The sequence below is a fragment of the Flavobacterium sp. genome, from assembly GCF_040402895.1.
Lineage (GTDB): Bacteria > Bacteroidota > Bacteroidia > Flavobacteriales > Flavobacteriaceae > Flavobacterium.
The window spans coordinates 86,979-102,581 of sequence record NZ_JBBALR010000006.1 but is presented as its reverse complement, the minus strand read 5'-3'; the positions used below and the strand labels follow the sequence as shown (position 1 = coordinate 102,581).

Genomic DNA, 15,603 nt, shown 5'->3' with positions numbered 1-15,603 from the left:
TTTATGCAATAAATTTTATTTTCTATTTGTAATATAAACGCCAAACAAAATAATAACAGTTCCTAAAACTTGTAATAAAGTAACGCCTTCGTTAAAAATAACACTCCATATTGTAGCCACAACAGGTATCAGATACGTTACATTAGAAGCAAAAATAGGAGATGACATTTGTATGAGTTTGTAAAAATAAATATTTGCCAATCCTGTGCCCACAATTCCCAAAATTGCTACGTAAACTAAAGGATGTAAATCGTTTGAAATGCCGAAACCATCTGTTGTGTTTTGAATGGTTTGAAAATCATAACCAGTAAAAGATAAAATCAACAAAGCAGGAATAAGTAGAAAAGCAAAATTTCCAACTGTAATGCCAATTGGCGAAACGTCAAATAAATATTTTTTCACCATATTAATATTAGCGGCATAACACCAAGTAGCTATAATAACCAATAAAGCAAACCAATAATTTTTTGAAGGATTTCCTGAAGCTCCCGCATAAACTAACATTAAACAACCAATAATTCCTAATAGTAACCCATAAATTTGTTTCTTTTTAAATGTGAGTCCGAAAAACACACTTCCAATTATCAAAGTATTTAATGGGGTAAACGAGTTTAATGTCGAACTAATAGAACTACTTATCTGCGTTTGTGCTATTGCAAAAAGAAAAATAGGGAAGAAATTACCTAATAGTCCGGCAATAATAATGTACTTCATTTTCTTTTTTTCTATTTTAAATAGTTCTTTTCCTGCTATTACTAGTAAAAACACGGAGGTAAAAAGTATTCTATACGCGCCTAATTGATACGGATTCATACCGCCATCTAAGCCTTTTTTCATTAATATAAACGAACTTCCCCAGACTGTTGCTAATACTAGTAAGATAAACCATTTTGAATTTTTTTCTCTCATAAATAGGTGTAAAAAAATAAGGCTGCCAAATTTGACAGCCTTAAAGGTATAATTATTTTTAAGATATATTATTATCCTAAAGCGGCTCTTTTGAAACCAGTTATTTTTAAATCTGAATTTACAGATTTAATATAAGCAGCCACACTCATTGAACTATCTTTGATATAATCTTGATTTACTAAAGTGTTATCTTTGAAGAAACGTCCTAATTTTCCTTTAGCGATGTTTTCAATCATAGCTTCTGGTTTACCTTCTTGACGTAACATATCTTTAGCAATTTCTATTTCTTTGGCAATTGTATCAGCATCAACACCCGCTTCGTCTAAAGCGATTGGTGCCATTGCAGCAGCTTGCATAGCCACGTTTCTTGCAGCTTCAGCACCACCATCAACATTTGCAGATAAAGCTACTAAAGTAGCAATTCCGTTTCCGGCGTGAATGTATGAATTGATAAACGCACCTTCTAATCTTTCGAAAGCACCAATTTCAATTTTTTCACCAATAACACCAGTTTGCTCAATTAATTTTTCAGCAACAGTAATTCCACCAAAATCAGAAGCTAAGAAAGCTTCTTTATCTGTAAAATTTAAAGCTAAGTTTGCAAAATCATTTGCTAATTTTACGAAACCTTCATTTTTTCCTACGAAGTCTGTTTCACAATTTAAAGAAATTACAACACCAGCGGTATTATCGCTATTTACAACAGCAATAACAGCACCTTCGGTAGATTCTCTATCCGAACGGTTAGCGGCAACTTTTTGACCTTTTTTTCTTAAAATTTCAATGGCTAATTCAAAATCACCTTCAGCTTCAACTAAAGCTTTTTTGCAATCCATCATACCAGCACCGGTTGTAGTTCTTAATTTGTTAACTTCAGCAGCAGTTATATTTGACATTTTATTTTATTTTAGATTATTAATGTAAAAAAAGAAATTCCAATTGTAAAATTCCAAATTCTAGTTTTATATAATTCATAACAAATGGTTAATAAATTAGTTTGGAATTTGGAATTTAACTTTCGGAATTTTTATTATTTATGCTTCAGTTGAAGTTTCTTCAGCCTGAATTTCAGCTACTGGAGCTGTTTCAGTTGATGTTTCTTCAGCTTTAACTTCTTTAGCTTTAACTTCTTCAGTTGAAGTTTCTTCAGTTGAAGTTTCATCTTTGTCTGATTTTCTTTCAGATAAACCTTCTGTAATTGAAGCAGTTACTAAAGATAAAATCTTATCGATTGATTTAGAAGCGTCATCGTTAGCAGGAATAACGTACTCAACCAAACGAGGGTCAGAGTTTGTATCAACCATTGCGAAAACTGGAATGTTTAACTTTTTTGCTTCTTTTACCGCGATATGTTCCGCTTTAATATCTACTACGAATAATGCAGCAGGAATTCTTGACATGTCAGCAATTGAACCTAAGTTCTTGTCTAATTTTGATCTTAAACGATCTACTTGTAAACGCTCCTTTTTTGAAAGTGTCATGAAAGTACCGTCTTTTTTCATTCTATCAATAGAAGCCATTTTTTTAATCGCTTTTCTGATAGTGATAAAGTTGGTTAACATTCCACCTGGCCATCTTTCAGTGATGTAAGGCATATTACAAGCAGCTGCTTTTTCAGCAACAATATCTTTTGCTTGTTTTTTGGTAGCTACGAAAAGTATTTTTCTACCAGATGCTGCAATGCTTTTTAAAGCATTATTTGCTTCTTCAATTTTTGCAGCAGTTTTATATAGGTTAATGATATGAATACCATTACGTTCCATATAAATGTAAGGAGCCATGTTTGGATCCCATTTACGAGTCATGTGTCCGAAATGTACACCAGCCTCTAGTAACTCTTTAACGTCAATTTTGTTTGCCATTTTGTAATAGTTTACGTTCCGTGTTCTAGCAATGTTCCTTTTGGCTTTCGCTTAAGGCTTCATTTAGATGCTAAACTAATTTCTTTTTCAATAAAAAGAAATATCGACAACTTGTTAATAATTTCTAATTTAATTGTAAAAAATGTTCTGAAAATATATTCTAATAAATATCGAATATTAACGTTTCGAGAATTGGAATCTCTTACGTGCTTTCTTCTGACCGAATTTTTTACGTTCTACCATTCTTGGATCTCTTGTTAGTAATCCTTCTGGTTTTAATACCAATCTGTTTTCTGCTTCTACTTCGCACATTGCTCTTGCAATTGCCATTCTTACAGCTTCAGCTTGACCAGTTGCTCCACCACCATATACATTAATTTTAACATCAAAATTGTTTTCGTTGTTAGTTAATGTTAAGGCTTGTTTTACTTTGTACTGCAAAGTAGCAGTTGGAAAGTATACAGCAAATTCTCTTTTGTTAACTGTAATGTTACCAGTTCCTTCTGAAACATAAACACGTGCTACTGCACATTTTCTTCTTCCGATTTTGTGAATTACTCCCATTACTTAAGATCGTTTAGGTTAACAGCTTTAGGAGTTTGAGCAGCATGTTTATGCGCATCTCCTACGTTAACATTTAAATTACGGAATAATTGTGCTCCTAATTTGTTTTTAGGCAACATTCCTTTAACTGCTTTTTCTACTAATAATGCAGGATTTTTTTGTTGCATTACTTTTGCAGTTAGACTTCTTTGTCCTCCTGGATAACCTGTGTGACGGATGTACGTTTTTTCATCCAATTTGTTTCCAGTAAGATTGATTTTTTCTGCGTTAATAACAATCACGTTATCTCCACAGTCAACATGCGGCGTATAACTTGGCTTGTACTTACCTCTTAATAGCATAGCTACTTTAGAAGCAAAACGACCTAAGTTATGACCTTCAGCATCTACAACAATCCACTGCTTGTCTGCAGTAGCTTTGTTTGCCGAAATTGTCTTGTAGCTTAATGTGTTCACAATACTAATTTTTAATTAAACATTCCATTCCTATTCCCGAACTTAGGGATTAGGGGTGCAAAAGTACAATTATTTATTAAAATTACAAACTCTAAACTAAAATTCTTTTAGATTGATTTTGAACTCTTTACTAGTGACCCAAAAATATATTCAATTTATAAGGTTCCTTTCGCTGATTTTTTATATTTTTGAATTTGAAAATAGTATAAAAAATGAAATCTAAAGCCACATTAAAAGAATTAGCCAAAGAATTAGGCGTTTCTACCTCTACGGTATCTAAGGCATTAAGTAATAGTCCCGAAATTAGCGAACTAACTAAAATTAAGATTAAAGAGTTTGCACAACTTAAAAATTATAAGCCAAATAGTATTGCTAAAAACCTAAAAAATCAACGTTCCTATACTATAGGTGTGATATTACCAAATATATTAAATCCTTTTTTTGCAAAAGTATTTTCTGGAATTGAAATATATGCTAACGAAAAAGGGTATAATTTAATTACTTGTACCTCTAATGAATCGCTAGAAAAAGAGAAACAGATGCTTGAAATGTTGGATAATGGAGCCATTGATGGTTTTATCTTGGCTTTAGCAGAAGAAACTCAGAAAGAAAATAATTTTACCCATATATATAATGTATTACGTGATGGAACACCAATAGTTCTTTTTGACAGAATTGCCCCAGAACTTAAATGCGATAAAGTTATAGTTGATGATTTTGACTCGGCAGTAGAAGCAACCCAATATTTAATAGATTCAAGTTGTAAAAAAATTGCATTATTGTCTACAATTAATAATTTGAGTGTTGGGAAGTTAAGAGAAAATGGATACAAAGAAGCGTTGCAAAAAAATAATATGAAATTTGATGCAACTTTAGCTTTGTTGAGAGATTCAGATGAAGGTTTTGATGAAAAAATGGGTGCGCTTATTTTAGATAAAAAGCCAGATGCAATTTTTGCTGTTGATGAGTATGCCGCAGTAACAGCAATGAAATTTTGTTTAAAAAATGGGTTTCATGTGCCAAATGAGATTTCAATTATAGGATTTGCTGATGGTTTATGGTCAAGAAGAATGACACCTAGTTTGTCTACGGTAAGTCAACACGCACCAGAAATCGGTCAAAAAACAGCCGAATTAATCATCAAACGAATTGAAGAAATTCCAGATTCTGAATCTGAAAGAATTTTCGAAACAGTGGTTATTAAAACAGAATTAAGAAAAAGAGATTCGGTCAGAAAAGAAGTTTAAACAAATAATATTTTGAGTTTAAAAATTCCAACTATTTAATTGCTGTATGGCATGATAGGCTGTTAAATCAAAATGAACGGGCACTATAGAAATGTAATCATTAGCTAACGCCCATTCGTCTGTGTCTTCGCCATTGTCGTGGTTTACAAATTTTCCGGTTAACCAATAATATTCTTTTCCCATTGGGTTGGTACGTTTGTCAAATTCTTCCTCCCAAGTGGCTTTTGCTTGACGACAAATTTTAATTCCTTTAATTTGGTTTGTTTTTGGAAAGTTTACATTTAAAACTACGCCTTCAGGCAATCCGTTTTCTAGAACTTGTAAAACTATTTTTTTAATAAATGGCTTGATGTATTCAAAATTTGCATCCCAACTGTAATCGCACAATGAAAATCCGATAGACGGAATGCCTTCAATACCACCTTCCACAGCAGCACTCATTGTGCCAGAATAAATAACATTTATAGAGGAGTTTGACCCATGATTTACACCAGAAACGCATAAATCAGGTTTGCTTTTTAACACTTCATGTACGCCCATTTTAACACAATCTACTGGTGTTCCAGAACAGCTGTATGCGTTATTTGAACCTAAAAAATTAGGGATATGTTTCAATTCTAATGTGCTATTTATAGTTATGGCATGTCCCATTCCACTCTGAGCACTATCTGGAGCAATAATATAAATTTCTCCTAATTCATGCATGACTTCTGTTAATGCTTTTATGCCTGGAGCAGCAATACCATCGTCATTTGTAACTAGAATTTTTTTCATTTTAAAATTGTGTTAAATTATTTGCTAAATTATTATAATTTATGATTTATTTGCAGATTAAAATATTAAATTTGTTATCTTGTTTTTTATACAAGTAATCCAAAAACTATTTGGCACGATTTTAGAAGTTAAAAATGAAAAAAAGTATAGAATTTATGAAAAGAAATTATAAGGTTTTATTGGTTGTAGGGATTGTAGTTGCCGGATTATGGAGCTTTATTCCTTCAAAAAAAATAACGGGCGACGATAAAGATAAAATGTTAATTGATTTGTTGTCTTTTGTGTTAAATAAAGGTCATTTTTCACCTATTGAAATTAATGACGATTTTTCAAAAAAAACATATGCCGCTTACATTGAATCACTAGATCCAACTAAACGTTATTTTATTCAATCTGATATTGCTGAATTTCAAAAATATGAATTGGCCATTGACGATATGATTAAAAGCAAAGATTTGGTGTTTTTTGATCTTACATACAAAAGACTAATGCAAAGAATGAAAGAATCAAAAGTAATTTATACCAACATTCTTTCTAATCCTTTGGATTTAAACGACAACGAAACCATCAATGTAGATTATGAAAAACTGCCTTATGCAGCTACGATGAAAGACTTAGAGCAGCGTTGGAGAAAGCAATTAGAACTTGCTGTTTTAAGTGATATTACAGATAAAGAAGCTATACAAAACGCCATGAATTCTGGAACTTCAAAAGAAACAAGTGAAAATAAAGAAGAGAAACAGGCAGAAAAAACCGAACCAAAAACTTTTGAAGAATTAGAAAAAACAGCCAGAAAAACAACTGAAAGTAATTTAAATAATAATTTTAGTTTCATTGCTGAATTAACACGTGAGGATTGGTTTTCTGTATATATCAATGCGATTGTAACGCAATACGATCCGCATACCTATTATTTTTCTCCAGAAGACAAAGAGAAGTTTGATGTAAGTATGAGCGGAAAATTTGAAGGTATTGGTGCACGTTTACAAAAGAAAAATGAAGGCATTGAAGTCTCGGAATTAATTAGTGGAGGTCCTGCATGGCGTGGTAAATTATTAGAACAAGGTGATATTATTATTAAGGTAGCACAAGCAAATGAAGAACCAATTGATATTGCAGGTATGCGATTAGATGATGTAATTAAAAAAATTAAAGGGCCTAAAGGGACTTTGGTAAAACTTACGGTAAAAAAAGTAGATGGTACAGTAAAAGTCGTGCCAATTGTAAGAGATGAAGTAGAAACAGAAGAAACGTTTGCAAAATCTACCGTGGTGGAAAAAGACGGGAAGTTATTTGGTGTGATTTATTTACCTAAATTTTACCAATCTTTTGAAAACAAATCAAATCGAGACGCCTTTAAAGATGTAGCTATTGAAGTGGAAAGATTAAAAGCTATGCATGTACAAGGAATTGTGATGGATTTACGCGATAATGGAGGAGGTTCATTAGAAACGGTAGTTAAAATGACAGGTTTGTTTATAGATAAAGGTCCAGTGGTTCAAGTGAAACCAGCTGGAGGAAAAGCACAAGTTTTACCAGATTCGGATCCTAAAGTACAATGGGATGGTCCTTTAGTAGTAATGATCAATAATTATTCAGCTTCCGCTTCAGAGATTTTTGCTGCTGCTATTCAAGATTATAATAGAGGAATTATAATTGGAAGCAAGCAATCTTACGGAAAAGGAACGGTTCAGAATGTATTTGAATTAAACGAGTTTGTACGTGGAAATCAATATGGCGATTTGGGTGCTTTAAAAACTACCACTCAAAAATTTTATAGAGTAAATGGTGGTTCTACGCAATTAGAAGGCGTAAAAAGTGATATTGTAATGCCAGATCGTTTTAGCTTTATGCAAACAGGTGAGAAAGATGAAAAAAGTGCTTTACCTTGGGATAAAATTGAGCCAGCAATTTATACGCCTTTAGATCTAAACTTTGAAAAAGTAATTGCAAATAGTAAGAAAAGAATTGCCATAAATGATAATTTTAATCTAATTTCTGAAAATGCAAAGTGGATTAACGGAAGAAAAGAGGACAATACAATAAGTTTAAATTACGATGCTTACAAAAAAGAGTTGTCTGAAATTGAAGAGCAAACAAAAAAGTTTAAGAGTCTTGAAAAGTATAAAAGTAATTTATTATTTACTTCTTTGCCATACGAATTAGAATTAATGGCAAAAGATGAATTATTAAAAGAAAAACGTGAAAGATGGCATGCCGAATTAGTGAAAGATGTTTACATGACTGAAACATTAAATGTTTTAACAGATTTAACTTCAGATGATATAAATACCACTTCAATTAAAAGTAAGAAAAAAAAGAAGGTAAAAGAAAAATTAGCATCAAAATAGTTTAATATTTATAATAAGAAAGCCATTCAAATTTTGAATGGCTTTCTTATTATGTTTTAAATATTTCTTACCATTCATTAACTTTATTCGCATCTAATTTAATAAAAATAAAAAGCATAATAGTAAATGCCCATAAACTAGAACCACCATAAGAGAAAAAAGGTAATGGCACTCCAATTGTTGGAAATAGTCGAATTAACATAGCAATGTTTACAAAAAAGTGCGTAAATAAATAGGTGGCTACACAATACCCATATACTCTGCTAAATCGGGTTTTTTGTCGTTCTGCTAGGAATAATATTCGTAAAAATAAACTTACAAATAATCCAATAACTATTACATTTCCTACAAATCCCCATTCTTCTCCAACTGTTGTAAAAATATAATCGGTATGTTGCTCAGGTACGAAACCACCTTTTGTTTGTGTGCCTTCTAAATACCCTTTACCGAAAAATCCGCCAGAACCAATGGCTATCATTGATTGATTTAAATTGTATCCTTCCGCTTTCATATTTACATCTTTTCCCAAAAGTACATTAATACGATCTTTTTGATGCGGTTCTAATACTTTATCATACATATAACTAACAGAAAAGGAAAAAACTGAAATTAGAATAAAAATCATACCATACACAATAGGATTTCTAGAAATTAGGCGATTAAAAATAAAATGAATTACCATAAAAATTCCAATAAATGAAATTAAATAAATGGGTTTTATTACTAGCGCTAAAAGAAAAGTAGCAATTGCTATGGCTCCAGTCCATAAATACCATCCAGGTAATCCTTCTCTAAATAAGACAAATATCAAGGATAAAAAAATCATGGCACTACCTGTATCCGGTTGTAATAAAATTAGTAAAACAGGAAATCCAATAATTATAAACGCAATATATTGAAATTTCTTTTCCGCTAAATTTACCTGAGCATCACTCAAATATTTTGATAAAAGCAAAGCAACAGCAGTTTTTACAAATTCTGAAGGTTGAAATCCAAATCCGCCAAATTGGTACCAGTTAGTTTGTCCTTTTTTGCTTACTCCAAACACAAACAACCCTAAAAGTAAGGCAATTCCAATGCCATAAAATACAGAAGAAAATCGTTCAAAAATTTTTGAATCTATAAATAGTATAGAAAATATTATGGGTATAGAAATTAGCATAAAAATCATTTGCCTTCCATAATTCAAACTAAAATCAAAAGAATATTCTTGATTTGCAGGAACCGTAACAGAATATATAGTCATCCATCCAAAAACAACGAGTATGAAGTACAACAAAATGCTTATCCAATCGATGGAATTACTTATATCTTGGTTTTTCATTTGACTTAATTTTCCTCTTTATTTGGAACGACTAGGATGTTAAAAATAAAAAATTATATTTTCTTTTCTGCTTCTTTTTTCTTTTTTTCTGCGTCCGTTTCTTTTTTCGATTTTAATTTCATTCGAAGCGAATCTGCTTTGTCTAACTTAGGCTTGTGAATGGAATCTTTACTTGGATATAATTTTCGATATTGATAATTTAAATTTCCTTCTAACATTCGCTTTTCTAAATCGGTTCGAGTAATTTTCTTATTTAAATATTTTTCAATCATAAGTGTGGCAATCGGTCCAGCCCATGTGTTTCCAAAATGCCCATTTTCTACAATTACTGCAATGGCAATTTTGGGACGAATTCTTGGTGCAAACGCTACAAATTCAGAATGATCTTCTAATTGCACTCGTTTTCCGTTTATTTTAGCAAAATTTTCGGCAGTACCAGTTTTTCCACAAATTTCTAAACCTTCAACACCTAAACCAAAAGCAGTTCCTTTGTTGTATACATCAAATAAACCATTTACAACAGGATCGAAGTGTCTTCTGTCAATCGTAGTAACATGTTTTGTGGTATATTTTGAATCAATTTTTTTACCTTTTATTGTTTTTATGATGTGAGGGGTGTAGTAATAACCTCTATTTGCAATAGTAGCCATCATATTTGCTAATTGTATAGGCGTCATGGAAACCTCACCTTGACCAATTGAATTTGAAATTATGGTAGTAGAACGCCATCCGCCATTGGGATAAAAATGTTCATAGAATTTTGATGTAGGAATGTGTCCTTTTCGACCTGGAGGCAAATCGTATCCCATAAATTTTCCTAAACCAAAACTTTTTAAATGATTAGCCCAGGCATCAACTCCATCTTTAGGTCTTTTGTATTTTTCTATGGTTCGTTTATATACATTTGCAAAATAAGTATTACAAGATTTATAAATACCAAAATTTAATTGCACGACTCCTCCAGGACAGTGACATCGCATAAATGCGCCTCGCCCATAAGAAAATCCATGGCTACAAGTAAATGATGTTTGCGTAGTAATTACACCTTCTTGCAATCCAACTAAACCTGTAAGAATTTTAAATGGAGAACCAGGAGGAAATTCACCCAATAATCCTCTGTCAAATAAAGGTTTTGCAATAGAATCATTATATAATTTTGTGTAATTTTTCGAACGTTGTCTACCCACCAATAAAGCTGGATCATAAGATGGTGCAGTTACTAAAGCTAGAATTTCTCCTGTACTCGGTTCAATAGCTACAATTCCGCCACGCTTATTAATCATTAATTCTTCTCCGTATTTTTGTAGTTCACCATCTATAGACAAAGTTACATCGCTACCTTGTTTTGCTATGGTATCAAATTTACCATCTTTGTAAGAACCAATTTCTTTATTGTGTTTATCTTTTAAAATGTATTTTACTCCTTTTACACCTCGTAATATTTCTTCATAAGCTTCTTCGACACCTTGTCTGCCAATTAAATCACCACTTTTATAATAAGCATTATCTTTAATAATAGCATCATTTACTTGCGTAATAAATCCAAAAATATTGGCACCATGTTTTGTTTGATATTCTCTTAAAGATCGTTTTTGAATATAAAAACCACTGTATTTTCTAATTTTTTCTTGAAAACCAGCAAATTCCATTTTATTTAATTGCGGCAGAAAAAGCGAAGGCAATCTTGGGCTATATATTTTTGCCTTTTCTATTTTTTCTGTAAATTCTTCTTTCGTAATTTGAAGAATGTTACAAAATTCAAGCGTGTCAATTTCTTTTACTTCATTAGGAACAACCATGATATCATATGAGGGTTGATTGGCAACTAAAAGCTTTCCGTTTCTATCATAAATATAACCTCTTTCGGGGAAATCGAATTTTATTTTGATGGCATTATTTTCCGATTTTATTTTAAATGTATCATCAATAATTTGTAAATAAAAAAGACGAACCAATAACAGGATAGATGATATAATGATAAGGGTTGGTAATAATGTCTTTCTCATCGTTTATTTGGTTTAATCAAGTAAATACTAATTACACATAATGTAAATGTGAAAATGGTGCTTAAAAACGTACGCGAGATAATTTCAAAAAACAAATCGAAACGGTATAATTCTAGACAAAAGAGTATTAAGTGATGAAATACTATTGCAGACATGATTAAGGTAAACCGGTCTACAGATAATTTATCAGCTATTCTGATGGTTTGGTATTCATAACTTAATCCAAATGCAAATTTTAAGAAAAAAGGTCTAAAATAGGCTAAAAGTAATGAGGCAGTTGCATGAACACCGCCGCTATCACAAAATAAATCCATGATTAAACCCAAACAAAAACTTGCAGCAATAAAACCAGATTTGTTGGAGTTAATTGGATATAAAATAATAAAAAGTATATACAAATAAGGATTAATCCAACCTCCAAATTTTACCTGTTCAAGCACTACAATTTGTATTGCTAGTAAAACAATAAATCGAATAAAATTTAAAATGAAGTTACTATTCATTATTCTTTTGTTGGATCTTTTTCTGTTTCTGCTTCTAGAGTTTCTCTCTCTTTTTTCTTTTTATTTTCAATTATATACACATAACCAAGTGCTGTCATGTCATTAAAAAGTCTCACATTTATTACAAATTTATTACTTGTTTTTTCTGCAAAAATTTGTTCAATTTTTCCAATTGGAATGTTCTCAGGAAATATTGCAGATTGTGCACCAGTTACAATAGTATCGCCTTTTTTTAATGTTGCTAATTTGGGTACATCAATTAGTTGTACATAACCAGCATTTTTACCATCCCAAGTTATTGAACCGAAATGATCTGAATTTTTAATCTTTCCGTTTAATGGGTTTTTCGTGTGAAGAATACTAATAACTGTGGCGTAATTTTTAGATGTTTTCTCTATAATTCCAACCACGCCTTTATCACTAATCACAGCCATATCGGTTTTTAGTCCTTCAAACGAACCTTTATTTAATGTTAAAAAGTTTTCTTGTTTTGTATAAGAATTTTTAGTCACTTTAGCTTGTCTTACTACAAAATCTGATAAAATATTTGGAACTATAATTTTACTTTCTAAAATAGTATCTTTTTTATTGAATAAAATTTCTTTTAATCTTGCATTTTCTCTCGCTAAATCTTCATTTTTTTGTTGAAGGCCAAAGTACTCTTTTACATTATTTATTTTACTATAGGTATAACCTGAAAAAGCGTTTGATGAATTAATATACTGGCTCCTATGGTAGGAATGGGATTTAATTGTAAGTGTTAATGAAATACCCAAAAGCAGCAAAAACAGCAATTTATAGCTGTTTTTAATTAGGAAAATTATTATTTGCTGCATGTATTACGTGCTTATTTAATTAAAATATTTTTATACTTTGCTAAGTCTTTAAGCGTCATTCCAGTTCCTCTCACAACAGCTCTTAATGGATCTTCAGCGATGTATACCGGTAAATCTGTTTTTAATGAAATACGTCTATCTAAGCCTCTAAGCATTGATCCTCCTCCGGCTAAATAAATACCAGTGTTATAGATATCTGCAGCTAATTCTGGTGGCGTTTGAGACAACGTTTCCATAATAGCGTCTTCAATTCTTTGTATTGATTTGTCTAAAGCTTTAGCTATTTCTCTGTAAGAAACATCCACTTGTTTTGGTTTTCCAGTTAATAAATCACGTCCTTGAACTGACATATCTTCCGGTGGACTTTCTAAGTCTTCTATTGCGGCGCCAATTTGTATTTTAATTTTTTCAGCCGTAGTTTCCCCCACAAATAAGTTGTGTTGTGTTCTCATGTAGTAAATGATATCGTTGGTAAATACGTCTCCAGCAATTTTTACAGATTTATCGCATACGATACCTGCTAATGCAATTACGGCAATTTCTGTAGTTCCACCACCTATATCTACAATCATATTTCCTTTGGGTTGCATAATATCGATTCCAATTCCAATTGCAGCAGCCATTGGTTCATGAATTAAATATACTTCTTTTCCGTTAACACGTTCTGCAGATTCTTTAACGGCTCGCATTTCTACTTCAGTAATTCCAGAAGGAATACAAATTACTAAACGAAGTGCGGGAGTAAAAAGTTTTTTCTTTAATGCAGGAATACTTTTAATTAGCATTTGAAGCATTTTTTCAGAGGCATCAAAATCAGCAATTACGCCATCTTTTAGAGGACGAATTGTTTTTATATTTTCGTGGGTTTTTCCTTGCATCAAATTGGCTTCTTTGCCAACTGCAATTATTTTTCCAGTTATTCGGTCCCTAGCAACAATTGAAGGGCAGTCTACAACAACTTTATCGTTGTGAATTATTAAAGTATTTGCGGTTCCAAGGTCAATTGCAATGTCCTCAGTCATAAAGTCAAAAAATCCCATATTTATTTGAAGGGTTTAGTATTTTGTGTAAATCTATTCAACTAACAAAAGTATAAAAATAAATTGGAATTATTTATAATAAAAACGCATTAAAAAAATATTCTTTAATGCGTTATAAAATAGCAATATTTTTATGTTATTTCTAGTGTTTAAAATGACGCACTCCAGTCATTACCATAGCCATATTATTAACATTGCAATAGTTAATGCTTAATTCGTCTTTAATAGAACCACCGGGCTGAATTACAGCAGTGATTCCAGCTTTATTTGCAATTTCTACACAATCCGGAAATGGAAAAAAGGCATCACTTGCCATAACAGCTCCGGTCAAATCAAAATCAAAAGTCTTTGCTTTTTCAATGGCTTGGTTTAAGGCGTCTACTCTAGAGGTTTGTCCTGTTCCAGATGCACATAATTGGCGGTTTTTGGCAAAAACTATTGTGTTCGATTTGGTATGTTTACAAATTTTTGAAGCAAATAATAAGTCTTCAATTTCTTCTGCTGTTGGTGCTGTTTTTGTAACTATTTTTAATAATTCAGCTGAATCTGTAATATTGTCTTTTTCTTGTACTAATATTCCATTCAAACAAGTACGAATGTTTTTGTTTGGTAAAGCAACATCGTTTATTATCAATATGATTCGATTCTTTTTTTCTTCTAAAATTTCAATAGCTTCTGGGTCATAAGAAGGAGCAATTACCACTTCACAAAATAGCTTATTTATTTCTTCAGCTGTAGCAACATCAATGTTTCCATTTGCAATCAAAACACCACCGAAAGCAGAAGTTGGATCGCCTGCTAAAGCATCTAGATAGGCTTCTTTCATAGTAGCTCTAGTAGCTAAACCACAAGCGTTATTGTGTTTTAAAATTGCAAAAGTAGGTTCATTATTTTTAAATTCATTTATTAAATTAACCGACGCGTCAACATCTAATAGATTATTGTAGGATAATTCTTTTCCGTGTAATTTTGTAAACATTTTATCAAAATCTCCAAAGAAAAATCCTTTTTGATGAGGGTTTTCACCATATCGTAATACTTGTCCTTTTTCTTCGCTAATTTTTAAATACGTTTCTTCGGTATTAAAATAATTAAAAATAGCAGTATCGTAATTTGATGAAGTATGAAAGGCTTTTGTTGCTAAATGTTTTCTTTGTTCAATAGTAGTAGCCCCTTGATTTTCAGTATAAAAATTTAAGAAAGTAGCATATTCATCTACAGAAGCAACAATAACGGTATCTTTAAAATTTTTGGCTGCAGCGCGGATTAATGAAATTCCACCAATATCAATTTTTTCAATACTTTCTGTTTCACTAGCTCCTGAAGCAACTGTTTTTTCAAACGGATACAAATCAACAATTACTAAATCAATTTGCGGAATATTAAATTCTGTCATTTGTGCCACATCGCCTTCATGATCCTGACGGTTTAAAATTCCACCGAATATCTTTGGGTGTAATGTTTTTACCCTTCCGCCTAAAATAGAAGGATAAGAAGTTACATCTTCCACAGCCACAACAGGAACTTCTAAACTTTTAATAAAATCTTCGGTTCCACCTGTAGAAAAAATAGTTACATTATTTTGATGAAGTGCTTTAATAATTGGTTCTAAACCGGTTTTGTCAAATACAGAAATTAATGCCGATTTGATTTGTTTTGTGTGAGTCATTATGTTGATGTTTGTTTTGAACTGCAAAAGTAACAATTTGATTAAGAAAATCCAAAAGTCACT

At 31.5% G+C, this 15,603-nt stretch carries 14 protein-coding genes; 2 read left to right on the top strand and 12 right to left on the bottom strand.

The window, feature by feature from the left end; translation table 11 throughout:
• Nucleotides 1–15: 15 nt before the first annotated feature.
• From ABWP60_RS07020 to rplM, 5 genes are all read right to left on the bottom strand, one after another.
• Nucleotides 16–909 (bottom strand): DMT family transporter, encoded by an 894-nt coding sequence (locus ABWP60_RS07020; protein WP_353150486.1) that lies wholly within the window; start codon nt 907–909, stop codon nt 16–18.
• A 71-nt stretch (nt 910–980) separates the two neighbouring features.
• On the bottom strand, nt 981–1,805 hold the full coding sequence (tsf, locus tag ABWP60_RS07015; RefSeq protein ID WP_353150483.1) for a translation elongation factor Ts: 825 nt from the start codon (nt 1,803–1,805) through the stop codon (nt 981–983).
• A gap of 138 nt (nt 1,806–1,943) precedes the next feature.
• Nucleotides 1,944–2,771: a 30S ribosomal protein S2 gene (gene rpsB, locus ABWP60_RS07010; protein ID WP_353150480.1), complete on the bottom strand. Its 828-nt coding sequence runs from the start codon at nt 2,769–2,771 to the stop codon at nt 1,944–1,946.
• Between the two features lie 177 nt (nt 2,772–2,948).
• The gene (gene rpsI / locus ABWP60_RS07005; protein WP_091310242.1) at nt 2,949–3,335 is read right to left on the bottom strand and encodes a 30S ribosomal protein S9; all 387 of its coding nucleotides are present in this window, start codon (nt 3,333–3,335) and stop codon (nt 2,949–2,951) included.
• Nucleotides 3,335–3,790: a 50S ribosomal protein L13 gene (gene rplM / locus ABWP60_RS07000; protein ID WP_353150478.1), complete on the bottom strand. Its 456-nt coding sequence runs from the start codon at nt 3,788–3,790 to the stop codon at nt 3,335–3,337. Before rplM ends, rpsI begins: the two co-directional genes overlap by 1 nt.
• 212 nt (nt 3,791–4,002) lie before the next feature.
• Here rplM and ABWP60_RS06995 point away from each other — a divergent pair, with 212 nt between their 5' ends.
• Nucleotides 4,003–5,037 carry a LacI family DNA-binding transcriptional regulator gene (locus tag ABWP60_RS06995; RefSeq protein ID WP_353150475.1) on the top strand — a complete coding sequence of 345 codons (1,035 nt, stop codon included), beginning with the start codon at nt 4,003–4,005 and terminating at the stop codon, nt 5,035–5,037.
• 18 nt (nt 5,038–5,055) lie between these two features.
• Here the strand turns inward: ABWP60_RS06995 and surE are convergent, their stop codons facing one another.
• A complete protein-coding gene (gene surE, locus ABWP60_RS06990) occupies nt 5,056–5,811 on the bottom strand; it encodes a 5'/3'-nucleotidase SurE (protein WP_353150472.1) in 756 nt (251 codons plus the stop codon).
• Nucleotides 5,812–5,945: 134 nt separating this feature from the next.
• Here surE and ABWP60_RS06985 point away from each other — a divergent pair, with 134 nt between their 5' ends.
• On the top strand, nt 5,946–8,162 hold the full coding sequence (locus tag ABWP60_RS06985) for a carboxy terminal-processing peptidase (RefSeq protein ID WP_353150469.1): 2,217 nt from the start codon (nt 5,946–5,948) through the stop codon (nt 8,160–8,162).
• A 67-nt stretch (nt 8,163–8,229) separates the two neighbouring features.
• Here ABWP60_RS06985 and rodA read toward each other — a convergent pair whose 3' ends face one another.
• The 6 genes from rodA to purH all read right to left on the bottom strand — a co-directional run bounded on the left by rodA (nt 8,230) and on the right by purH (nt 15,540).
• Nucleotides 8,230–9,486 (bottom strand): rod shape-determining protein RodA, encoded by a 1,257-nt coding sequence (rodA, locus tag ABWP60_RS06980; RefSeq protein ID WP_353150466.1) that lies wholly within the window; start codon nt 9,484–9,486, stop codon nt 8,230–8,232.
• 53 nt (nt 9,487–9,539) lie between these two features.
• Nucleotides 9,540–11,492, bottom strand: a complete 1,953-nt coding sequence (mrdA, locus tag ABWP60_RS06975; protein WP_353150463.1) for a penicillin-binding protein 2 — start codon at nt 11,490–11,492, stop codon at nt 9,540–9,542.
• On the bottom strand, nt 11,489–11,995 hold the full coding sequence (locus tag ABWP60_RS06970; protein WP_353150460.1) for a rod shape-determining protein MreD: 507 nt from the start codon (nt 11,993–11,995) through the stop codon (nt 11,489–11,491). The genes mrdA and ABWP60_RS06970 overlap by 4 nt, the downstream gene beginning before the upstream one ends.
• Entirely contained in the window at nt 11,995–12,831 is an 837-nt protein-coding gene (gene mreC, locus ABWP60_RS06965) for a rod shape-determining protein MreC (RefSeq protein ID WP_353150457.1), read from the bottom strand. The genes ABWP60_RS06970 and mreC overlap by 1 nt, the downstream gene beginning before the upstream one ends.
• An 11-nt stretch (nt 12,832–12,842) precedes the next feature.
• Entirely contained in the window at nt 12,843–13,871 is a 1,029-nt protein-coding gene (locus ABWP60_RS06960; RefSeq protein ID WP_353150454.1) for a rod shape-determining protein, read from the bottom strand.
• Nucleotides 13,872–14,013: 142 nt separating this feature from the next.
• Nucleotides 14,014–15,540, bottom strand: a complete 1,527-nt coding sequence (gene purH / locus ABWP60_RS06955; RefSeq protein WP_353150451.1) for a bifunctional phosphoribosylaminoimidazolecarboxamide formyltransferase/IMP cyclohydrolase — start codon at nt 15,538–15,540, stop codon at nt 14,014–14,016.
• Nucleotides 15,541–15,603: the final 63 nt, after the last annotated feature.

Excerpts from the sequence above, each read along its gene's own strand:
- rodA (WP_353150466.1), bottom strand. The coding sequence starts at position 9,486 with ATGAAAAACCAAGATATAAGTAATTCCATCGATTGGATAAGCATTTTG.
- mreC (WP_353150457.1), bottom strand. The coding sequence starts at position 12,831 with ATGCAGCAAATAATAATTTTCCTAATTAAAAACAGCTATAAATTGCTG.
- rpsI (WP_091310242.1), bottom strand. The coding sequence starts at position 3,335 with ATGGGAGTAATTCACAAAATCGGAAGAAGAAAATGTGCAGTAGCACGT.
- tsf (WP_353150483.1), bottom strand. The coding sequence starts at position 1,805 with ATGTCAAATATAACTGCTGCTGAAGTTAACAAATTAAGAACTACAACC.
- ABWP60_RS06985 (WP_353150469.1), top strand. The coding sequence starts at position 5,946 with ATGAAAAAAAGTATAGAATTTATGAAAAGAAATTATAAGGTTTTATTG.
- purH (WP_353150451.1), bottom strand. The coding sequence starts at position 15,540 with ATGACTCACACAAAACAAATCAAATCGGCATTAATTTCTGTATTTGAC.
- surE (WP_353150472.1), bottom strand. The coding sequence starts at position 5,811 with ATGAAAAAAATTCTAGTTACAAATGACGATGGTATTGCTGCTCCAGGC.
- ABWP60_RS06960 (WP_353150454.1), bottom strand. The coding sequence starts at position 13,871 with ATGGGATTTTTTGACTTTATGACTGAGGACATTGCAATTGACCTTGGA.
- ABWP60_RS06970 (WP_353150460.1), bottom strand. The coding sequence starts at position 11,995 with ATGAATAGTAACTTCATTTTAAATTTTATTCGATTTATTGTTTTACTA.
- ABWP60_RS07020 (WP_353150486.1), bottom strand. The coding sequence starts at position 909 with ATGAGAGAAAAAAATTCAAAATGGTTTATCTTACTAGTATTAGCAACA.
- rpsB (WP_353150480.1), bottom strand. The coding sequence starts at position 2,771 with ATGGCAAACAAAATTGACGTTAAAGAGTTACTAGAGGCTGGTGTACAT.
- ABWP60_RS06995 (WP_353150475.1), top strand. The coding sequence starts at position 4,003 with ATGAAATCTAAAGCCACATTAAAAGAATTAGCCAAAGAATTAGGCGTT.
- mrdA (WP_353150463.1), bottom strand. The coding sequence starts at position 11,492 with ATGAGAAAGACATTATTACCAACCCTTATCATTATATCATCTATCCTG.